Here is a 20,185-nt window from a genome sequence, read left to right as displayed (position 1 = left end):
GCCTCCATGCCCACCAAGCCGCTGACCGACGCCGCCCTGGAGAAGGCCCTGGCCGACCTTCCCGGCTGGTCGGTCCAGGAGGGGGAGCTGACCAAGACCTTCAAGGGCCCCAGGTCCGCCGTCCCCGGGCTGTACGCGGCCGTCGCCGCGGCCGAGGACGAGGCCGACCACCACGCCCGGATCACCATCCTGTACGGCACCATCACCTTCGGCCTGAACACCCATGACGCGGGCGGTGCCATCACCGCCAAGGACACCGGGATGGCGGCCCGGATCAGCGCGCTCGCCGCGGAGCACGGGGTCCAGGCCCAGGCGTGACGGAGCCCGGCACCGGTGCGGGGCCCGCACCGCACCGGCTCCGGCCGTCCCGCCGACCGGGCCCGTGCCGTCCGCCCGGCCGGCGGAGGCCGTCCGGTCCGCCCCCGGCGCCGTCGAGGGCCGCCCCACGCCGGTCGCCGGAGACCTTGGCCGGCCGCGCCAACCGCCCGTCCGCCGAGCGAAACAGCCCTCCGTCGGGCGGCGTCAGCCGGGCCGGTAGCCCGCGAAGCAGGAGGCGCAGGCACCGAGCCCCTTCGCCCTGGCGGTGGCGAGCGGGACCCGGCGCGGGGTGTGGGTCTCCAGGGCCCAGGCGGGCGGCGTAGTCCTGGCCTTCCCGCAGGGCCCGGCAGCCGGCGGAGCGGTGGAACGCCTGGCCCCGGGCGGTGATGTGGACGAACCGCGGCAGCCCGCCGGGCGGTGGCGCGCAGTCCACGCACTGCTCGACGATCAGGTCATGAACGCAGCGCTCAGCCATGGCCCAGGCCTAACCCGGGCGATGGTCAACCGAGGCTGGCAGCATGGCAGTTGACGGCCCGGCGGCGCCCCCGGGACACCTCCCGGCGCCCCTGCTGCCGCCGGAGCCGCGCCGGTGCCCCGTGGCGGCCGCCGGGACCGGCCCGGCCCCGGCGGCCGCGCCCCTTCGACCGGCCGCCGCGGCACCCGGACGCCGCCCCCGGAGCGCCGGGGCCGTGCCATGGCCGGGAGTGATCGCCGCTACGGTGTGGCGAGGAACGCCGGGACGGAACGGAGAGCGGGATGGAACCTGGGGACGAGCCCCCGCGGCACGACCCACCCGGCGTCCGGCCGGGCCCGGACACCCCGCCGGACGAGGCCGCCGGGCCGATGGCGGACCTGGTGCACGCCCGGGACCGGCTGCAGGCGCTGCTGGACGCGGTCCTCGCCATCAGCCGCGAGCTGGACCTCCCCACCGTCCTGCACCGCATCGTCACCACCGCGATGGACCTGGTCGGCGCCCGCTACGGGGCGCTGGGCGTGCTCGACGAGAGCGGGACCGAACTGGCCCAGTTCATCACCGCCGGGCTGTCCGAGGGGGAGCGGGGCGCCCTGGCCGGGATCGACTTCCCGCACGGCCGGGGCGTCCTCGGCCACCTCATCCGCCACCCGCAGCCGCTGCGCGTGGAGAACATCCCCGCCCACCCGGCCTCGGTCGGATTCCCCCCGGGACACCCCCACATGCGCACCCTGCTCGGTGCCGCGATCACCGTCCGGGGGCAGATCTACGGCGACCTCTACCTGTCCGAGCGGTACGACGGGAAGCCCTTCGACGCCCAGGACGAGGAGATCCTGGTCGCCCTCGCCGGGGCGGCCGGCATCGCCGTCGCCAACGCCCGGCTGTACCAGCAGGTCCACTCCGGGGCCGAGCACTTCCAGCGGCTGCTGCTGCCGATCCTCCCGGACATGCGGCCGTTCGAGGCGGCGGCGGTGTACCGGCCGGCCGCGCAGCCGCACCACCTCGGCGGCGACTGGTACGACGCCATGCTGCTGCCCGACGGCTCCTGGGCGGCGGTCATCGGCGACGTGGTCGGCCACGACCTGAACGCCGCGGCCGCCATGGCGCAGACCCGGAACATGCTGCGCGCACTGCTGTACGACCGGTGCTCGCCCCCCAGCGCGGTGCTCCACCAACTCGACCGCACGCTGCACGCGGTCACCGACGTCCCGGTCACCACGGCCTGCCTGGCGCGTATCGAGGCCGCCCCGGCCGGCGCCCCGGGCGCCCCGTGGACGCTGCACTGGAGCAGCGCCGGCCACCACCCGCCGCTGCTGCTGACCCCGGACGGCACGGCGGAGTTCCTCCACGGCGACCCGGGGCTGCCGCTCGGGGTGCTGGTCGAGGAGTTCCGCCCGGACCACCGGCACCCGGTCCCCGCCGGATCCACCATCGTCCTCTTCACCGACGGCCTGGTGGAGCATCCCGCGCATCCGCTCGACGCGTCACTGGAGGCGCTCGCCGGACTCGCCGCGGCCCGCGCCGGACTGCCGCTGGAGGACTTCGTCACCGAGCTGGCCGACCGGCACCCCAGCGACGGCCACGACGACCTGGCGCTGCTCGCGGTGCGGGTGCCCGGCGCCGAGCGGCCCGCCCCGGCAGGCTGAGCCCCGGCCCGTGGCCGCCCGGGACCCTCCCGGCCCGTGGCCGCCCGGGACCCTCCCCGCCAGGGGCGTCCCGGAACGCCGCCGGCCCGCGCCGCACGGTGGCGGCGCGGGCCGGTACCGGACCGCCGGAGCGCGTCAGCCCCGGAGGCCCGCCATCCAGGACTCCACCTCGTCCGCCTGCCGGGGCAGACCGGAGGAGAGGATCTCGTTGCCGTCCTCGGTGACGAGGATGTCGTCCTCGATCCGGACGCCGATGCCCCGGTACTCCTCGGGCACGGTCAGGTCGTCCTCCTGGAAGTACAGCCCCGGCTCGACGGTGAGCACCATGCCGGGCTCCAGGGTGCCGTTGACGTACATCTCGGTGCGCGCCGCGGCGCAGTCGTGGACGTCGAGGCCGAGCATGTGGCCGGTGCCGTGCATGGTCCAGCGGCGCTGCAGGCCCAGCTCCAGGACCTTCGCCAGGTCCATGTCGCCGAACAGGCCCCACTCGACGAGCTTCTCGGCGAGCACGCGCTGGGCGGCCAGGTGGAAGTCGCGGTAGTCGGCGCCCGGCTTCACGGCCGCGATGCCGGCGTCCTGGGCCTCGTACACCGCGTCGTAGATCTTGCGCTGGAGTGGGGTGAAGCGGCCGCTGATGGGCAGCGTGCGGGTGACGTCGGCGGTGTAGAGGTTGCGCGTCTCCACGCCCGCGTCCAGCAGCAGCAGTTCGCCGGAGCGGACCGCGCCGTCGTTGCGCACCCAGTGGATGGTGGTGGCGTGCGGGCCGGCCGCGGCGATCGTGCTGTAGCCGACGTCGTTGCCCTCCACCCGGGCGCGCAGGAAGAACGTCCCCTCGATGTACCGCTCCGAGGTGGCCTCCGCCTTGTCGAGGGAGCGGACCACGTCCTCGAAGCCGCGGGCGGTGGACTCGCAGGCGAACCGCAGGTCGGCGATCTCGAAGTCGTCCTTGACCCGGCGCATCTCCGACAGGAAGACCCGGAACTCCTCGTCGCGCTCGGCGGTCACCTTGTCGGTGAGGGCGGCCTCGACGCCGGCGTCGTAGCCGCGCAGCAGCCTGACCGGACCGGTGGCCTCCCGCAGCGCGTCGGCCAGCGTGCGGACGTCCTCGCAGGGCAGGCCGAGCAGCCGCTCGTTCTCGGTGAGGCTGTTGCGCCGGCCGTCCCACAGCTCGCCCCGGCCGGAGAGCCAGAACTCGCCGTTCTCCCGGTCGGAGCGGGGCAGCAGGTAGGCGGTGGCGTCGTGGCCGCCGGACGCGCGGGGCTCCAGGACCAGCACCGCGTCCTCGGTCTGGTCACCGGTCAGGTAGACGTAGTCGGAGGACGGGCGGAAGCGGTAGTCGGTGTCGTTGGCGCGGATCTTCAGGTTGCCGGCCGGGATCACCAGGCGGTCGCCGGGGAAGCGGGCGGAGAGTGCGGCGCGGCGGCGGGCGGTGTGCCCGGCCTGCTCGATGGGGCGCAGGTCGTGCCGCTCGGTGTCGGCCCAGCCCCGCTTCATGTTCTCGGCGAGCTCGTCGCTCACCCCCCGCTCCAGGCCGTTCTTGCGCTGCTTGATGGCCTCGGTCCGCTCGCCCTCGGGGCTCTCGACGGCCTGGGGTTCCTGGCCGGGCTCCTGGCCCTCGGACGTCCGCTCGGTCACGACTGCCTCCTGAATCGAATCGGGCACGCCTGCTCCGTCGCACGCGGCCGCCAGCCATCGTATGGGTGGGCGGGACCGGGCCGGGTCTCAGCCTGTGGGATGCGGGCGCACCGGACCGCGGCAGGCCGGACACCCCTTGGGGAGAACGGGATCGAGGGAATTTCCGCCACCTCGCCGGTGGCTTCTCTCCTGACAGAGACCGCCCCGTCCCGCATCATACGTTTGTCAGAAATCCTGCGCTTCGTATACGCCATCTGTCGATGGGCTGACTAGATCGCCTCAACTAGGTTCACCTTCGCAGTCGCCCGGACATCTGGCCCTGGAAGCGGCACGTGGTTCACGCTGTGTGCTCCCGCGGTCAGGTACGGGCCGGCCCGTGAAGGGCCGTGGAACACCCGAAGTTGGACCAGCTCCACCCCGCAGTGCGGCGCGCGGATCCTTGACCGCCGCCCTGTGCTCGCAGTTCGGTGCTCGGCGCGGCCATCCATGTGGCGGTGGCTGACGTGCGCTCGGCCGCTCCGGCACCCGGAGCCGGCCAAGCGCCACGGTGATGTGGCAACTTGACGTGTTACGCAGACGGGAGCGTCGTGTCCGCAGGTACATCGGGGTCGAGTTCCGGACTGGGGTCCTATCTTCGCCTGCTGCGCGAACCCGGCGCCGCGGCGCTGGCCCTGTGGGGAATGGTCGGCCGGTTCCCGATCGCCATGCGGCCCATCGCCGTCCTGCTGCTGATCTCCGACGTCACCGGGTCGCTCGCGGACGCGGGCACGGTGGCGGCGGCGATGCTGCTCTCGCAGGGGGTGGCCAGCCCGGTGCTCGGACGCCTCGCCGACCGGCACAGCCAGCGGAACGTGCTGCTCTCCGCGTGCCTGGGGCACGCGGTGGGGATGACGCTGCTGCTGGTGTCGATCGGAACGCGCGCCCCGTTGTGGGTGATGTGCCTGGCGGCGGTGGCCACCGGCTGCACCTCGGTGTCGTTCACCGGGTTCATGCGGGCGCGGTGGGCGGCGATGGTCGGCCAGGGCGTGCTGCGGACGGCCTACGCCATGGAGTCCATGCTGGACGACACCATCTTCCTGCTCGGCCCGCTGCTGGTCACCGCGTTGGCGTCGGCGGTGCACCCGGCCGCGGGCCTGGTCGCCTGCGTGTCCCTGACCACCGTCGGGTCGGTCTTCGTGGCGCTGCACCGCCGGTCCGAGCCGGTGTCCGAGGCGGCCCGGGGCCACGGCTCCCAGCGGGCCATCACGGTGCCGGGGGTCTGGGTGCTGATGATCGCCTACGCCGGGATGGGCTTCCAGTTCGGCGCGGTCGACGTCACGCTGATCGCGTTCGCCAAGGAGCAGGGGACGCCCGGTCTCGGCGGTGTGCTGCTGGCGCTGACGGCGGTCGGCAGCCTGATCGCCGGGGCGGTCTACGGGGCGGTGGACTGGCGCCTCCCGCAGTCCCGGCTGCTGCCCGTCACCACCTGTCTGCTGACGCTCGGCGCGGTGCCGCTGGCCTTCGCCGGCTCCTCCCTCGTGATGGCGTGCTTCGCCGTCGTCGCGGGGATCGCGATCTCGCCGGCCCTGATCGCGGGGAGCACCCTGCTGGAATCCCTCGCCCCCAAGGGCACTCTCTCCGAGGCGTTCTCCTGGCTCACCAGCTGCGGAGCCCTCGGTATCGCCTCGGGCACGGCCGCCGGCGGCCAGTTGGCCGAGCTGAACAGCTCCGCTCAGGCGGCGTGGGCCGCGGTCGGGGGCGGCGTCGTCGCCCTGACCCTGAGCCTCGTGGGCCAGCCCGCGCTGCGGAGGGGGAAGCCGGCTCCGCGGCCGGCTTCGGAAATGGCGGTAGCCGAACAATGAACAATAAGGACAGAGTTGTGAACACAGCGCATTCTGTTTCCGGGCGGGACAACCTCGGGGGTCTACCGGTCCCCCGTATCTCGTTCGACGAGTTCATGGCCTTCGGACGGGAGGCCCTGATCCGGGCCGACGTCCCCGTGGTGATCACCCTGCCGAAGGGCACCGAGGGCCTGGGGCGGGACGGTGTCGCCGAGCGGCTCGGCGACATGGCGGTCACCCTGTTCACCGAGCCGAGCAACAAGCAGAACTCGGAGCGGTGGACCACCAAGGAGATCAGGCTCCGCGAGTTCTTCGCGGACGACCGGTACATGACCGACCCCGGCACCTGGAACCGCATCGTCTCCAACTTCCGCAACAGCCCCGCCGACGTCAACGCGATCCTCGGCTTCGACGCCGGGAAGCTGTTCGACTACCGGGGCCCGATGAACGCCGCCAACCTGTGGATCAGCCACAAGGGCGTCTTCACCCAGAGCCACTTCGACGAGCTGGAGAACTTCAACATCTGCCTGGAGGGCCGGAAGCGGTTCGTCCTGGCACCCCCCGGCTTCTGGGAGTACTACCCCCGGTCGCTGAAGGACGGCTTCGGTGACAAGTCCCAGGTCTTCGACTTCGACGACGTGGACTGGGCGCGCTACCCCAAGCTCGCCGCCAAGCTCGCCCAGCGGCGCGAACTCATCCTGGAGCCCGGCCAGATGCTCTATCTGCCGCTGGGCTGGTGGCACCAGGCCGAGTCGCTGGACGAGATGAACATCAACATGAACTTCTGGCTCCGCGACGCGAAGATCTTCCGCAGGCCGTACGTGCTCGGCGTGGCGATCTACACCGCGGTGTACCGGAAACTCAAGGGCGTCTACAACTACGAACCGGCGGGGACGAAGTCATGACCGAGCGCGAGACCATCACCCCCACCCACCGGTACCGCAACAACGACAAGCTGATCGGGATCGGCAACCAGTTCTGGGACATGTCGGAGCGCAACGGGCTGGCCGGGATCGTGGCCGACCTCGACCCCGCGGCCGGCGTGCTGCGCGCCACCGAGGGCCACGAGTTCATCGCCGACGGCCACGAGTTCGTCAACTTCAGCTGCTGCTCGTACCTGGACCTCGACTCCCACCCCAAGGTGATCGAGGGCGGCATCGACGCCATGCGCCGCTACGGCGTGCTCGACCACTGCATCGCCCGCAGCCGGGTGCAGATCCCCGCCATGCAGGAGCTGGAGGTCTCCCTCGGCGAGCTGTTCGGCGCCCAGGTGGTCTGCTCCATCGCCGCCAGCACCGCCACCTTCGGCCTGCTGCCGCTGATCGCCTCCGGGCACCTGGGCGACGGCACCCGGCCGCTGATGATCTTCGACAAGAACGCCCACATCTCGATGGCGAACCTCAAGCCGGTCTGCGCCGACGAGACCGAGGTCGTCACCTCCCGCCACCACGACCTCGACTACATCGAGGACATGTGCCGGAAGTACGCCCGGGTCGCCTACGTCTGCGACGGCAGCGACAGCCTGGGCGGCTACGCGCCGGTGAAGGAACTCGCCGAACTCCAGGACAAGTACGGCCTGCTGGTCTACTACGACGACTCGCACTCGCTGTCGGCGTACGGCGAGCGGGGCGTCGGCTACGTCCGCACCCACAGCCCGGTGCTGGACGAGCGCACCATCACCGTGGTCACCCTGAACAAGGCGTTCGGCACCAGCGGCGCGGCGATCGTGCTCGACGGCCAGTCGAAGGAGACGCTGCGCGTCATCGAGCGCTTCGGCGGCGCCCTGAACTACTCGCAGCTGCTGAACACCGCGTCGGTCGGGGCCGGCCTCGCCTCGGCGGAGATCCACCGCACCCCCGAACTCACCACCCTGCAGAACCGCCTCTACCGCAACATCGAGCTGTTCGACTCGCTGGTCCACACCGAGCAGGGCGGCAGCACCTTCCCGATCCGGCTGGTGCCGATGAGCGACGCGACCGTGATCGAGGCGGGCCGCCGGGTCATCGAGGCCGGGTTCTACGTCTCGCCGGTGTTCTTCCCCATCGTCGCGCGCGGCACGGCCGGCCTGCGGGTCATGATGCGCGCCGGGCAGACCGAGCAGCAGATCCGCGACCTGAGCCGGGTGCTCGTCGAGGTCGGCGCCCAGCCCGCCACCCCGCTGCCGGGGGAGGGCACCAGATGACCGGCACCACCGCCCGGGCCATCCCGCGCAGCATCCTGTACACGCCCGCGCTCGACCTGGACCGGGTCGTGAAGGCCTGGTCCTACGACGCGGACGTACACCTGATCGACCTGGAGGACTCCGTACCGCCCGCGGAGAAGGCCGCGGCGCGGACCGTGTGCGCCGCGGCGCTGGAGCGGGCCGGCGAACCCGGGCGCCTCGCGGTACGCGTCAACCCGCTCGGCACCCTCGACGCGGTGCACGACCTGGCGATGCTCGCCGCGTCCCCGGTCCGGCCGGGCTTCATCGTGATGACGATGGTGGACTCCGCGGTCGAGGTGACGCTGCTGCGCGCCACCCTGGCCTCCGCCGGCGCCCACCCGCAGATCTACGTGACCCTGGAGACCCCGGCCGCCGTCGCCGCCATCGACGCCATCGCGGCGGCCGCCGACGGGCTGGTCCTCGGATCGGCGGACCTGGCCGCCACCCTCGGCGTGGAGATCACCTGGGCCGGCCTGCTCGCCGCCCGCCAGGCGATGGCACTGGCCTGCGCCCGCTACGGCAGCGGCTGCATCGACACCGCCAACTTCCGGCTCGCCGAGCCCGAGGTACTGGCCGAGGAGCTCCAGCGCGCGCGTGAGCTGGGCTTCCACGGCAAGGCCGCGGTGCACCCCAGCGAGCTGGACGCCATCAACCGGGCGCTGCGGCCCGACCCGGACGGCCTGCGGCTGGCCCGGCGGGTCACCGAGGCCGTGCGGGCGGCGAAGGGCGGCATCGCCGTCCTGGACGGCAACATGGTCGGCCCGCCGTTCGCCCGGCTGGCCCGTACCACGGTGGCCCGCGGGGACGCCTGGACCGAACGGTTCGCCGGAACCGGCGGCAGCGGCGAGGAGGCCCGGCGATGACCGTCGCAGAAGACGTGACCGCGACCGGGGACGCCAACGGGGACGCGCCCGGCACCGTGCCGCCCGCGACCGTCGCCGTCATCGGCACCGGCGCCATCGGCCAGGACCTGGTCGGCAAGATCCACCGCTCCGCCGTGCTGGAGTGCCGGCTGGTGGCCGGCCGCAACCCGGAGTCCGCGGGCCTTCGGCACGCCGCCGGACTCGGCTACCCGGTCTCGGCGGACGGCATCGACGCCGTCCTCGCCGCCCCGCGCCCCTTCGACGTGGTCTTCGACGCCACCAACGCGATGTCGCACGCCGAGCACTGGCGGCTGCTGCGGCCCCTGGACACCCTGCTGATCGACCTGACCCCGAGCAAGGTCGGGCAGATGGTGGTGCCCACGGTGACCGGCGGGGACGCCCCCGCCGCGGCGGAGGGCACGGCCGCGCGCAACGTCAACCTGATCAGCTGCGGCGGCCAGGCGTCGGTCCCGGTCGCGCACGCGCTCGCCGGCCGGTTCAAGGTGGAGTACATCGAGGTCGTCTCCACCGTGGCCAGCACCATCGCCGGCCGGGCCACCCGGCTCAACCTCGACGAGTACGTCGCCACCACGCAGCACGCGCTGACCACGTTCTCCGGCGTGCCGGACACCAAGGCCATCCTCAACATCAGCCCGGCGGTCCCCCCGGCGACCTTCCGGACCGCCGTCCACGCGGTGATCCCCGGAGCCGACGCCTTGGCGGTACGCGCGGTGGTCGACGAGGCGGCCGAGCGGATGCGGACCTTCGCGCCCGGATACCGGGTCGTCGCCTGCACGGTGAACGGCGACCGGGTCGTGGTGTCCCTGGAGGTCACCGCCGACAGCGACGTGCTGCCCGGGTACGCGGGGAACCTGGACATCATCAACTCGGCCGCCATCCTGGTCGCCGAGCAGCACGCGGCCCGGCTCGCCGTGGCCGCCCGGACCGGGGCGGGGCGATGACCGAGCGAACCGAGCAGGGCCGGGACAGTGACGTGCTGATATACGACCCCACGCTGCGCGACGGCCAGCACGCGGTGCGGCACCAGCTCGGCGTCGCCGCGCTGCGCGGCTACGCCGAGGCGGCCGACGCGGCCGGCGTCCCGGTGGTGGAGGTCGGCCACGGCAACGGTCTGGGCGCCTCCTCGCTCCAGGTGGGGCGGGCCGCCGTCAGCGACGACCTGATGCTGTCCACCGTGCGGGAGGCCCTGCGCAACAGCCGCATGGGCGTGTTCATGCTGCCCGGCTGGGGCACCTCCGACCACCTGCGGAAGGCGATCGCGCACGGCGCCGACGTGATCCGCATCGGGGTGCACTGCACCGAGACCTCACTGGCCGAGCGCCATCTGGGCTTCCTGCGCGAAGAGGGAGCCGACGCGCACTGCGTGCTGATGATGAGCCACATGGCCACCCCCGCCGAACTGGCCGAGCACGCCGCCGTCGTGGTCGGGTACGGGGCGCGGGCGGTGGGCATCATGGACTCCGCCGGCCACTTCCTGCCGGCCGACGTCACCGAGCGGATCGGCGCGATCGCCGGGGCGGTCGACGTGCCGGTGATCTTCCACGGGCACAACAACCTCGGCATGGCGGTGGCCAACTCCGTCGCCGCCGCCCAGGCCGGCGCCGGGATCATCGACGGCTGCGCCCGCGGCTTCGGCGCCGGTGCGGGCAACACCCAGCTGGAGGTGCTGGTACCGGTGCTGGAGCGCACCGGGTTCCGGACCGGCATCGACCTGTACGGGCTGCTGGACGCCGCCGAGTTCGCCGAGCGGGAGCTCATGCCGGCGCCCCCGGTCACCGGCTCGCTCAGCATCGTCAGCGGCCTGGCCGGGGTGTTCTCCGGGTTCAAGCACCAGGTGCTGGAGCTGTCCGGGCGGGCCGGGGTCGACCCGCGCGACGTGTTCTTCGAACTCGGCCGGCGGCAGGCCATCGCCGGCCAGGAGGACCTGATCGTGGACGTGGTGTCCGAGCTGAGCGCCCGGCAGGCCGCGGTATGACCGGGCCGAGGTGGATCGGCGCCGAGCAGATGGCCGGCGCCGGCCGGCTGCTGCGGGTGATCGACACGCTGGCCGAGGTGTTCGCCGACCTGTCCCGGGGCCGCACCTGGTCACCGCCCCGGACGATCGTCCAGCACGGCCCGCGGCGGGAGCTGCTGGCCGGCACGGCCGTCTGGGAACGCCGGGGGGTGGGCAGCGTCAAGATCACCACGCTCACCCCGGACAACCCCGGCCGCGGCCTGCCGCTGATCCACGGCGTGGTGGTGCTCACCGACCTGGAGACCGGCCGGATCACCGCGACGCTGGACGGCGCCGAACTGACCGCCGTGCGCACCGGTGCGGTGGCCGGCCTCGCGACCCGCCTGTGCGCGCCCGAGGACGCCGCGGACCTGGCGGTGATCGGGGCCGGGGTACAGGCCCGCGCGGTGGTGCGGGCGGTGTCCGCGGTCCGCCCGGTCCGCTCGGTCCGGGTCTTCTCCCGCACCCGGCAGCGCACCGAGGAGTTCGCCGGATGGGTCCGCGACACCGCGGAACACCCGGTCCGGGTCACGGTGTGCGACACCGCGAAGGCCGCCGTCGCCGACGCCGAGATCATCTGCACCACGACCTCGACCGGCGACCGGACCCCGCTGGTGGCCGCCGACTGGGTGGCCCCCGGGGCGCACCTGAACGTGATCGGCGGCACCCACGAGGACGCCCTGGAGGTCGACCCGGCGCTGCTGGGGTCCGGCTACGTCGTGGTGGAGGAACGCGCCGCCGCGCTCGCCGACGCCGGCGAGGTGCGGGCCGCACTGGCCGGCGGGCTCATCGGCGAGGACGACCTGCACGACCTGGGCGACCTGGTGAACGGGGCGACCGCGGCGGACGGCCGTACCACGGTGTTCCGCTGTGTGGGCATGGCGATCGAGGACACCGCCGCCGCGGCCGCGCTCCACGAGACCGCGGACGCCGGGGGGTGACTCAGGCCGACTCGCGGCAGCGCACCATGAAGGACCGCTCGAACACGATGACGGCCTCCCCGGTCGACTTCGTGCCGGTCGTCTCCACGGTGACGATGCCCTGCCCCGGCCGGGACGCGGACAGCCGCTTGGACAGGATCCGGCTCGTCGCGTACAGCGTGTCACCGACGAACACCGGGTCCTTCAGGCGGACCTTGTCCCAGCCGAGGTTGGCCACCGCCCGCGCGGACAGCGCCTGCACCGTCATGCCGCCGATCAGGCAGAGGGTGATCCCGCTGTTGACCAGCACCCGCCCGTACTCGGCCCCCGCCCCGTAGTGGCGGTCGAAGTGCAGCGGGTGCTGGTTCATGGTCAGCAGGGTCAGCCAGGTGTTGTCGGTCTCGGTGATGGTCCGGCCCGGCCAGTGCCGGATCACCATCCCCGGCTCGAAGTCCTCGTAGTCCCCGCCGTGCTCCTCGACGTACTCGTTGTCCCCGACCTGGCGCAGCGTCATGCGTCGTCCTCCCGTGTGCGGTAGCCCGTGATCCGGCGAGGTCCCACCGGGACGGCGACGCCGGTGGCCGCACCGCCCCCGGCGCCAAGACTAGCGAGGCCCGTCCGGACCCCGGCCGGCGGCGGGCACCCTGCCCCGGGCACCCGGCCCGGTACCCCCGCCGGGGCGGGATGCCGCGTGGCGCGACCCGCCGCCCCGGGCGGCGGACACCACCCCCGTCCCCTCCGCGGCCCCACGACACCGGCCCCGGCGGACGACCGGCGACAGCCCCGGCGGACGACCGACCCCAGCCCCGGCGGACGCCTGACGACAAACCCCGGCGGACGACCGACGACAAACCCCGGCGGACGCCTGACGACAGACCCCGGCGGACGACCGAATACCGAATACGGACACCGGCGGACGCCTGACGACGGGCGCCGGCGGACGACCGACGACAGACCCCGGCGGACGCCTGACCACGGGCGCGCCGGCGGACCACGCAGAGAGGAAGGTTTTGCGGATGAGCAAGCTCCAGGAGGCCGGCCCGCAAGCCGCGTCCGGACACCCGTGGTTCGGCGGGCTCCGGCTGGCTCCCGCGGCGCCCGGCTCCACCATCCGGGACATGCTGCACACCGAGATCCGGGACACCGGCTGGCCGCACCAGTCCCTGCTGCCCGCGGCGCCCATCGCCCTGCCCCGCGCGTCCTACGCCGAGCTGTTCCGGGTGACGGCGGCGCTGCTGGACCTGGTGCGCCGCACCGCGCTGGAGAGCGCGCCCACCACCGAGGGGCGCCTCGCGGCGTACCGGATGCCGCCCAACGAGCACCAGCTCTTCATGGCCGACCAGTTCGTCGAGGAGCGGTACGCGGACTGCGTGACCCGCCCGGACATCGTGATCGGGCCGAACGGGCCGCAGTTCCTGGAGTTCAACGTCAGCGGGGCGCTCGGCGGCCCGGTGGAGACGCACTGCCGGCTGGAGGTGTGGCGCCGGCTCTACGCCGACGACCTGGGCCGGCTGCCGTTCGCCTACCAGGACCCGTTCGCCGTACGGACCGCGATGTTCCAGGACCTGTGCGCGGAGCTGGGGGCGGCCCCCCGGGTGGCCCTGCTGGGCAGCGCGCGCGACCAGGGCGGGCTTACCCGGTACTTCGACCTGCAGACCGACTACTTCAACAGCCACGGGCTGACCGCCAGGTTCTTCGAACCCGAGGACCTGCACGAGGCCTGGGACTGCCCCGCGCACCTGCGCTACCCGCTGGGGCTGCGGGACTTCACCATCCCGGACTGGGAGGAACTCGGCATCGACACCGCCCCGGTGCAGGCCGCGCTGGACCAGGGCTGCCTGCTGGTCGGCACCCAGACCTCCACCTTCCTGTCCAGCAAACTCACCATGGGCATGCTGTCCGAGGGCCGGCCGTGGATGAGCGCCGCCGAACGCGCCCTGGTCGACACCTACCTGCCGTGGACCCGGATCCTCGGCCACCGCTGGACCCACCGCGGCGACCGGAAGGTCGACCTCGTCCGGTACGCCGTGGAGCACCGCGAGTCGCTGGTGCTCAAGGAGAGCATCGGGATGAGCGGCAAGCAGGTCGTCATCGGCCGGCAGACGACCCAGCAGGACTGGGAGACGGCGGTGACCGCGGCCGCCGGGACCGGCACCAGCGTGGTGCAGGAGTTCGTCGAGCCGCGCACCTGCCGACTGGCGATGATCGCCGACGACGCGGACCAGCCGCACGACGTGGACATCGCCCCGGTCTTCGGGCCGCTGCTGTTCGGCGGCCGCCCGGCCGGACTGTTCTCCCGCTTCTTCGGCGACGGCACCAGCGGGATAGTCAGCGTGCTGGGCACCCGCAGCTCCGACGACTGCGTGGTCGCGGTATAGCCGGTGGCCCCGGGCCGGCCGCTGGCCGCGGCCGGGCCGGGCCGGCGAGCCCGGGGTCGGATCTCGGCCGTCCCCGGGGCGGCTTGGCGACCGGCCGGCCGCCGCGCGCGGCCGGGCCGGGGATGGCTTGGCGCTCCGGGCGGCCGGGGCGGGGCGGCGCGCTTCGGCGGGGGCGGCGACGGCCCACCGCCGGGAACCGCGCTACGCCCGGCCGGTGCCGCCCGCCGGTCGGTTCCGGTGGTGGAGCTCCGCGGCCGCCGCCCACTGGTGCCCCAGGGCCCGGATGCGCTGCCCCGCCGTGTGGACGCCGGCCGTGCAGCGGTAGCCCCGCCCGGAGCCCTGCAGTACCCCCACCCGGGCGGAGGCCAGGAATTCCAGGGCCGCCACGACCTCGGTCTCCTCGACGCGGTAGCCGCGGGTCCGAAGCTCCCGCCGGACCGAGGTGAGATCGAGCCAGCCACCCTCCTCCAGCGGGTCCTCGGCCTCCACGTTGAGGATGTCGACCAGCGCGTACTCGAGCTGGCCGCGGATCTCCTGCGCCTCCCAGCAGCCGCGGATGGCGTCCTCACGCTCGGCCGCGCGCAGCCGGGGATCGAAGAGGGGCGCCAGCTGAGCCGGGGTGAGCGGCGTCTGCTCCTGCCGGCGGACGACCTCGGCCAGCAGCCCGGTCTCGATGACGGCGATGGCCGGGTCGTCGTCGGCCTCCTTCAGCATGCGTCGCTCGAACCCCGGGCCGATGAGCAGCGTGGCCTCGGCGCCCATGTCCGCCCGGTGCTCCGCGAGCCCGAACAGCGACTGGTCCACCACCCGCCCGGTCGCGGCGGTCTTCGCCTCCACGGCCAGCAGCCGGGATTCCGCGCCCACCCCGAAGCGCACCCGCCCGTCCGCCGCCCCGCTGCCGCCCACATGTTCACCCGGCAGTCCCAGATAGCCGAGCGCGACCACCGCCGCCCGCTCCAGGCGCCGGTGGTTCGCGCTGTCCCGCGCGGCATCCTCCAACTCCGCCGCGATGTCCGCCCCGAGCGGGCCGGAACGCGGTCCGGTGCCGGGCGAAGCTCCCTGAGGCTCGCCGGCGCGGTCGCCGACCGGCGCACCGGACGCGGCGTCGTCCGCGCCCAGGCAGGGGAGTGAGTCCCGGAACGCCCGCCCGAGCGGCGTCGTGCGGTAGGTGGTCTGGGACAGGCGGGTGACCAGGCCGCAGGCCTCCAGCAGACTGAGCCGGGTGTTGACCGCGCTCCTGGTCAGAGGCTTCCCCCGGTTGGGCAGATACCGCGCACTGCGCTCCGCGAGCGCGCCCGAGGTGGGCCGGATCGCACGGTCCAGCTCACCCAGCAGCTCGCCGAAGAAGGCGATCGAGGCATGGACGATGCGCGCGAGATCCAGCGGCTCGCCCGACTCCAGCCAGCCGAGCGCGGCCGGCGTGGCGCTCCACGTCTCGGACGACGTCCGCTCGATGAGCCCGAGGGCCTTCAACGTGTCCTTCGCCGTACGCGCCGTGGCGGAGGTCCGGGCGTTGGGGAACGTCTCCTGGACCAGGCGCACGAAGTCCGCGTCCGTGACCGACGGACTGGCCGCCTCGGTGAGTACCTCAAGCGCGTCCAGCCTGCCGCCGTTCGCGGAGCCGCCGGGCACATAGAGGTTCGCCCCGTCCGCCCGCGCCCGAAGGGCGGCTCCGTCGAGTGAACCGAGCAGTTCGGCGACGGCCCCCACGGTGGGCGGCAGCGGCGCGACCGCTTCGGCGTCGTCCGCCTCGGGTCCGCCCAGCACCAGCCGCCCCAGCACCTCCCGGCCGGCGTCCGTCAGGTGCAGCCGGCCCCCGAAGAGATCGACCATCCGTGTCACCGCGAGCCACGCGGTCCGGTCGCGCACCGGACCCGGGGTCTCCCACGGCAGGTCGAACCGCTCCCGCGCCAGGTCGAGCAACTGCTCATGGGTGCGCGGCCCGTCCGCAAGCGCGGCCATCAACTCACCCACGAACCTGACGTGCCGGTGCAGGATCTCCACCAGCAGCCCTGGCTCGCCGCCGCGCCGCCACTCCAGGGCCGCGGCACTGGGCCGGAACGCCGCGCCCTCCCGCCGGAGCAGCCCCGCCCGGACGAACCGCTGCAACTGGTGCCGGTCCAGCCCCCCGGCCCCCGCCCCGCCCGGCACCGGCGGCTCCCCGCGCGGGACGGGCACCGACCCCTCCCCGGACAGCTCCGCTATCAGCCCGTCCAGCCCGGCGATCCACCCGTCCCGCGGCCCCGGCAACAACGGCATCCCGGTCGCACGCATCTCCCACGTCAGAGGAGACATCGGCTCATCCCTCGCAACTCCCATGCCCACGCACGCTACTGACGCCCCGGCCCACATGTCCGACCCTTTGGAAATCTTCCTTTCACCCCTGGCAAATCCCGCCCCGTATATCGCACCCATTTTCGGAGCACTCCCCGCGAGCGCAGTCCCGACGGCGAACCGGCCCGACGGGCCCCGGTCGCGCGCGGGCGTCGTCACCCAGCCGGACGCTCACTCGACAGCGGAAGCGGGCAGGACCGGGCCGACGGGCCGGCCCTCGCCCGAGCTCCGCGGAAGTGGCGTCGGACGGCGACGGGGAGGTCAGCCGCGCCACTCCACCATGAGCAGCGTCGCGTCATCGGTGGTGTGCCCGCCCCGTGCCCGCTTGAGCGTGTGCGACAGGGAGCGCGTCACCGCCCGGATCCCGCGGCCGGTTCGTTCCAGCTGGTTCACACAGTCGATCAGCTGGCCCTCCCCGAACTCCTCCCCACCGGTCTTGTGCTCCTCGACCAGTCCATCGGTGAAGCAGAGGACACGGTCCCCGGGTTCCAGCACGAGCTCGCTGATTCGTGGTTCCGAACCGCCCAGGCCGACCGGGAGGGTCGTCGGGGCGATCAGGCGCCGCGCGACGCGGTGGTCGCGCACGAGGATCGGCGATGGGTGCCCGGCATTCACCCACTGCGTCTGTCCGGTCGTCGTGTCCAGCTGCATCATCTGCGCGGTGACGAAGTGCTCGGGGCCGAACTGCTCCCCCACGGCGCGGTCCATGAAGTCGTAGATCCCCGACAGTCCGACGCCGAGGCGGCGGGCGTGGCGGTAGGCGCCGATGGCCACGGTGGCCATCGTGGCCGCGTCCAGCCCGTGCCCCATAGCGTCGATCATGACCACGTGGAGGACGTCCCCGTTGAGCGCGTAGTCGAAGCTGTCGCCGGCCACGTCATAGGCGGGTTCCAGGATCCCGGCCACGGCGACCCGAGGCATGATCATCGCCAGCGGTGGCAGCAGGGACCACTGGATCTCCGCGGCGACGCTCATCGGCTCACCGCGTCGGACACCGAAGAAGAGGTCGGAGTAGCCGTGCTTGGTGACCAGCAGGTCGGCCACCAGGCCGGACATCCTCAGCAGCAGGCGTCGGTCGTCGTCATCGACGCTGTCCAGGGTCACTGCCATGACACCCACCTGGTCGCCGCCGTCCAGCAGCGGTAGGTGGACCCGAACGCCGTCGTCCTCGGGCAGTTCGACGGGGACCGCGTCGAGAAAGCAGCGCCCGGCCTCGGAGGCGTCGATCACCTGTGACTCCCCGCCCGTGAGGCCCTCCCCGGGCAGGGGCGCGAGCAGCAGCTGGCCGTAGTCCTGCAGCAGCACCTGCGGGCGCCGGCCCCCCAACCGTCCCAGCACCTCGGCGACCAGCGGCCCGATGAGATGGGGAGGAAGCTCGTGCGCGCGATCGAGAACGGCTCCCAGCAGCGTTTCCCCGAAGCTCTCGGAGCGGTCCGCACGCCGTCCGGGCGTCATCCGCTCACCCGCCATGGTCCGCGCGCATCCGTTGCGGCGGGGCGGTTCGGGACGACGACCGACCAGCCGGCCGGTCGCACGGGCCCGACAGGCGGTGGGCACTCACCTGAGTCCGTGCCCTCCTTCCGATTCCCATCTCGCCTCTCCGTCAAGGCCCTCCTCGGCGAGTGCCAGCATGCGCGGAGCCGACAGCGGGTTCTCGGGGTCGGCGGCAGCCGTCAGCAGCCGGCCGGCCGCTCCGGCCGGTTCGTCGCACGGGATCACCAGCAGCTCCCATCGCCCCACCGTGCCGCAGTCCAGAGTGATGGCATGCGCCTCGGCGGCGAGGTCGGTCCGGACCACCTCGATCACGTGGCCGGGCGCCGTCACCCGCTGCGGGGCACCGGGCCAGGACGAGGTGTCCACGGTCGCGCGGGTGACGGTGCCGACAGCCGGGTCCAGGGAGCCGACCAGCGCGGGCAGCTCCAGTTCCAGTGCCTCGCAGCGAGGCCACCACGCTCCGTCCAGCGGGCCGTGGCTGGCGCCCGGTGTGAGGTGCAGCCGGGGCAAGGGCATCCGGTAGGTGTGCGCGTCTCCCGGTGACGTACCTTCGGCGAACCTTGTGATGGCGCCCATCGTGGGATCCCGTCCCGGGCGGCTCGCGGCAGCCCGCATCCGTCACTCGCCGGGATGGGCGCCGTCGTGGTCGTGCGCCCGAAAAGCTCTCGGTAAGGTCAGCGTACTCCCGGCCATGGGGGGGCGGCGCGAGGTGCCGAGCCGGGCGGCCCTACCGGCCGGGACGGCGCGGCCGCCCGTCGCCCGCGCCACGGATGTCCGCGGCAGGCACTCGATCACCGGCCGGCTCGGGTCGGCCCTTCCCTGGGCAGGATCAGCACACAGGGGGCGACCGGACCCGGCAGACCGACGACCTCGCCCATGTTCTGCCAGCCCCAGGACTCGAAGGTGGCTTGTCCGGTCTGGTCAGCCGGATGGAGCAGCACGACTCCCAGGGCGGCGCGCCGGTCGGTGAGCAGACGCTGTTGCAGGCGGCGGGCGATGTCGCGGCGCTGAGCGTGCGGATGGGCCACCACCTGCGTGAGGAGCAGGAACCGTGCGCAGGCGGTCAGCGGGGGGATGCTCTCCCGCAGCATCCGGTCGAGCCCACGCCCGCCGGAGCCGTCCGGGCCCACCGGAAACCCGTAGGCGCAGCCGACCAGCCCCGTCGTCTCGGCGACGAGCAGAGCGAAACCGGGGCGCCGGGCACTGGCGGCCAGACGGCGCAGGAACCGTCCCCGGTCGTGGAACGACTCCCCGGGGGTGTCGGCGACGGATGCCATGTCCAGGTCCGCAATGTCCTCCCGCATCCCCTCGGTCTGCCAACGGGTCAGCGGGCGCAGGCGGATCCCGTCCTGGAGGACCGGCCCGCGAGCGGTGTGCTCAAGCGTCCGCTTCGCGTCGGTCGGTGGACCCGAGGAGGCCGTTTCCACGGGACCAGGAGGCAGGGCGGGCGGTACCGGAGCCGTGGGGGCCGGGAGGAGCAGAGGGGTGGACCCGGTGACAGCGAGGAGCCGGGTGATCTGTGTGCACGGGTGGTGCAACTGCAAGGAGGCGTGCACTCGGCTGGCGCGCCGTGACGCCGACAGCAGGACGTCCAGGCCCCTGGCGTCACAGGAGCCGACCGTGGTCAGGTCGACGTCGATGACGGTGACGCCGTCGCGCAGACACTGCTCGAGCGCGTCCCGCAGCAGCGGCGCGGTGGCCGGTCCGATCTCACCGGCGAGCGTGACGACGGCACCCTCCCCCCGGTTCCGCCGGTGGATGTCCAGCCGGGGAAGGACCATCACACCTCCCCTCGACAGGAGCGCAGGCCGGTACGGGCACGCGGTACGGACGCGGCCATGGCGAGCCTGCGTGGAGTTGCTTCGACCGCGGCGGACATGATGCCGACCCGTCTCCGCGCCGACCCCTGGGGCGGCCCGGGATTCGCCTCTCGCCGAGGACGACCCGGCGCGGCGGCCGGAGTACGCGATGCCCTCGGTACCTCCCACCGTACGTCGCGGGCGGCCGGAACCGGCTCCGGGGCTGTCAAGCTCCGGACCGTGGAGGAGCTGCTCGGCCTCTTCTGTTGACCGGGAGGACCTGCTCTCC

General features: G+C 73.4%; 16 protein-coding genes. 10 read left to right on the top strand and 6 right to left on the bottom strand.

Annotated features, from left to right (window positions below; translation table 11 throughout):
* The first annotated feature begins 6 nt into the window (after window positions 1–6).
* Both ACH4B3_RS04395 and ACH4B3_RS04390 read left to right on the top strand, forming a co-directional pair.
* Window positions 7–318: a 4a-hydroxytetrahydrobiopterin dehydratase gene (locus ACH4B3_RS04395; protein WP_398461186.1), complete on the top strand. Its 312-nt coding sequence runs from the start codon at window positions 7–9 to the stop codon at window positions 316–318.
* Between the two features lie 756 nt (window positions 319–1,074).
* The gene (locus ACH4B3_RS04390) at window positions 1,075–2,436 is read left to right on the top strand and encodes a PP2C family protein-serine/threonine phosphatase (protein WP_398461185.1); all 1,362 of its coding nucleotides are present in this window, start codon (window positions 1,075–1,077) and stop codon (window positions 2,434–2,436) included.
* Between the two features lie 135 nt (window positions 2,437–2,571).
* Here the strand turns inward: ACH4B3_RS04390 and ACH4B3_RS04385 are convergent, their stop codons facing one another.
* On the bottom strand, window positions 2,572–3,987 hold the full coding sequence (locus tag ACH4B3_RS04385; protein WP_398461581.1) for an aminopeptidase P family protein: 1,416 nt from the start codon (window positions 3,985–3,987) through the stop codon (window positions 2,572–2,574).
* A gap of 671 nt (window positions 3,988–4,658) precedes the next feature.
* Between ACH4B3_RS04385 and ACH4B3_RS04380 the strand changes: the two genes are divergently transcribed.
* The 7 genes from ACH4B3_RS04380 to ACH4B3_RS04350 are packed head-to-tail and all read left to right on the top strand — an operon-like array spanning window position 4,659 to window position 11,912.
* Window positions 4,659–5,912, top strand: coding sequence for an MFS transporter (locus ACH4B3_RS04380; protein WP_398461184.1), 1,254 nt, complete (start codon window positions 4,659–4,661; stop codon window positions 5,910–5,912).
* Window positions 5,913–5,929: 17 nt separating this feature from the next.
* Window positions 5,930–6,796 carry a cupin-like domain-containing protein gene (locus ACH4B3_RS04375; RefSeq protein WP_398461183.1) on the top strand — a complete coding sequence of 289 codons (867 nt, stop codon included), beginning with the start codon at window positions 5,930–5,932 and terminating at the stop codon, window positions 6,794–6,796.
* On the top strand, window positions 6,793–8,073 hold the full coding sequence (locus ACH4B3_RS04370; RefSeq protein WP_398461182.1) for an aminotransferase class I/II-fold pyridoxal phosphate-dependent enzyme: 1,281 nt from the start codon (window positions 6,793–6,795) through the stop codon (window positions 8,071–8,073). Before ACH4B3_RS04375 ends, ACH4B3_RS04370 begins: the two co-directional genes overlap by 4 nt.
* Entirely contained in the window at window positions 8,070–8,957 is an 888-nt protein-coding gene (locus ACH4B3_RS04365; protein ID WP_398461181.1) for an HpcH/HpaI aldolase/citrate lyase family protein, read from the top strand. The genes ACH4B3_RS04370 and ACH4B3_RS04365 overlap by 4 nt, the downstream gene beginning before the upstream one ends.
* Entirely contained in the window at window positions 8,954–9,919 is a 966-nt protein-coding gene (locus tag ACH4B3_RS04360) for an acetaldehyde dehydrogenase (acetylating) (RefSeq protein WP_398461180.1), read from the top strand. Before ACH4B3_RS04365 ends, ACH4B3_RS04360 begins: the two co-directional genes overlap by 4 nt.
* Window positions 9,916–10,953 (top strand): 4-hydroxy-2-oxovalerate aldolase, encoded by a 1,038-nt coding sequence (gene dmpG, locus ACH4B3_RS04355; RefSeq protein WP_398461179.1) that lies wholly within the window; start codon window positions 9,916–9,918, stop codon window positions 10,951–10,953. The genes ACH4B3_RS04360 and dmpG overlap by 4 nt, the downstream gene beginning before the upstream one ends.
* Window positions 10,950–11,912 (top strand): ornithine cyclodeaminase family protein, encoded by a 963-nt coding sequence (locus ACH4B3_RS04350; protein WP_398461178.1) that lies wholly within the window; start codon window positions 10,950–10,952, stop codon window positions 11,910–11,912. The genes dmpG and ACH4B3_RS04350 overlap by 4 nt, the downstream gene beginning before the upstream one ends.
* Before the next feature lies 1 nt (window position 11,913).
* Here ACH4B3_RS04350 and ACH4B3_RS04345 read toward each other — a convergent pair whose 3' ends face one another.
* Window positions 11,914–12,405, bottom strand: coding sequence for a MaoC family dehydratase (locus tag ACH4B3_RS04345; RefSeq protein WP_398461177.1), 492 nt, complete (start codon window positions 12,403–12,405; stop codon window positions 11,914–11,916).
* A 502-nt stretch (window positions 12,406–12,907) separates the two neighbouring features.
* Between ACH4B3_RS04345 and ACH4B3_RS04340 the strand changes: the two genes are divergently transcribed.
* Window positions 12,908–14,269, top strand: a complete 1,362-nt coding sequence (locus ACH4B3_RS04340) for a hypothetical protein (protein ID WP_398461176.1) — start codon at window positions 12,908–12,910, stop codon at window positions 14,267–14,269.
* Window positions 14,270–14,470: 201 nt separating this feature from the next.
* Here ACH4B3_RS04340 and ACH4B3_RS04335 read toward each other — a convergent pair whose 3' ends face one another.
* From ACH4B3_RS04335 to ACH4B3_RS04320, 4 genes are all read right to left on the bottom strand, one after another.
* Window positions 14,471–16,564 carry a hypothetical protein gene (locus ACH4B3_RS04335; RefSeq protein WP_398461175.1) on the bottom strand — a complete coding sequence of 698 codons (2,094 nt, stop codon included), beginning with the start codon at window positions 16,562–16,564 and terminating at the stop codon, window positions 14,471–14,473.
* Between the two features lie 300 nt (window positions 16,565–16,864).
* A complete protein-coding gene (locus ACH4B3_RS04330) occupies window positions 16,865–18,058 on the bottom strand; it encodes a PP2C family protein-serine/threonine phosphatase (protein WP_398461174.1) in 1,194 nt (397 codons plus the stop codon).
* 102 nt (window positions 18,059–18,160) lie between these two features.
* Window positions 18,161–18,673: a DUF5994 family protein gene (locus ACH4B3_RS04325; protein ID WP_398461173.1), complete on the bottom strand. Its 513-nt coding sequence runs from the start codon at window positions 18,671–18,673 to the stop codon at window positions 18,161–18,163.
* 215 nt (window positions 18,674–18,888) lie between these two features.
* On the bottom strand, window positions 18,889–19,878 hold the full coding sequence (locus ACH4B3_RS04320) for an STAS domain-containing protein (RefSeq protein WP_398461172.1): 990 nt from the start codon (window positions 19,876–19,878) through the stop codon (window positions 18,889–18,891).
* Window positions 19,879–20,185 lie beyond the last annotated feature (307 nt).

The organism is Streptomyces sp. NPDC018031 (genome assembly GCF_044327625.1).
GTDB lineage: Bacteria > Actinomycetota > Actinomycetes > Streptomycetales > Streptomycetaceae > Streptomyces.
The sequence above is the reverse complement of the archived record's forward strand: the minus strand, read 5'-3'. Positions and strand labels throughout refer to the sequence as shown.

Excerpts from the sequence above, each read along its gene's own strand:
- ACH4B3_RS04395 (WP_398461186.1), top strand. The coding sequence starts at position 7 with ATGCCCACCAAGCCGCTGACCGACGCCGCCCTGGAGAAGGCCCTGGCC.
- ACH4B3_RS04390 (WP_398461185.1), top strand. The coding sequence starts at position 1,075 with ATGGAACCTGGGGACGAGCCCCCGCGGCACGACCCACCCGGCGTCCGG.
- ACH4B3_RS04370 (WP_398461182.1), top strand. The coding sequence starts at position 6,793 with ATGACCGAGCGCGAGACCATCACCCCCACCCACCGGTACCGCAACAAC.
- ACH4B3_RS04365 (WP_398461181.1), top strand. The coding sequence starts at position 8,070 with ATGACCGGCACCACCGCCCGGGCCATCCCGCGCAGCATCCTGTACACG.
- ACH4B3_RS04360 (WP_398461180.1), top strand. The coding sequence starts at position 8,954 with ATGACCGTCGCAGAAGACGTGACCGCGACCGGGGACGCCAACGGGGAC.
- dmpG (WP_398461179.1), top strand. The coding sequence starts at position 9,916 with ATGACCGAGCGAACCGAGCAGGGCCGGGACAGTGACGTGCTGATATAC.
- ACH4B3_RS04350 (WP_398461178.1), top strand. The coding sequence starts at position 10,950 with ATGACCGGGCCGAGGTGGATCGGCGCCGAGCAGATGGCCGGCGCCGGC.
- ACH4B3_RS04345 (WP_398461177.1), bottom strand. The coding sequence starts at position 12,405 with ATGACGCTGCGCCAGGTCGGGGACAACGAGTACGTCGAGGAGCACGGC.
- ACH4B3_RS04340 (WP_398461176.1), top strand. The coding sequence starts at position 12,908 with ATGAGCAAGCTCCAGGAGGCCGGCCCGCAAGCCGCGTCCGGACACCCG.
- ACH4B3_RS04335 (WP_398461175.1), bottom strand. The coding sequence starts at position 16,564 with ATGTCTCCTCTGACGTGGGAGATGCGTGCGACCGGGATGCCGTTGTTG.
- ACH4B3_RS04330 (WP_398461174.1), bottom strand. The coding sequence starts at position 18,058 with ATGACGCCCGGACGGCGTGCGGACCGCTCCGAGAGCTTCGGGGAAACG.
- ACH4B3_RS04325 (WP_398461173.1), bottom strand. The coding sequence starts at position 18,673 with ATGGGCGCCATCACAAGGTTCGCCGAAGGTACGTCACCGGGAGACGCG.
- ACH4B3_RS04320 (WP_398461172.1), bottom strand. The coding sequence starts at position 19,878 with ATGGTCCTTCCCCGGCTGGACATCCACCGGCGGAACCGGGGGGAGGGT.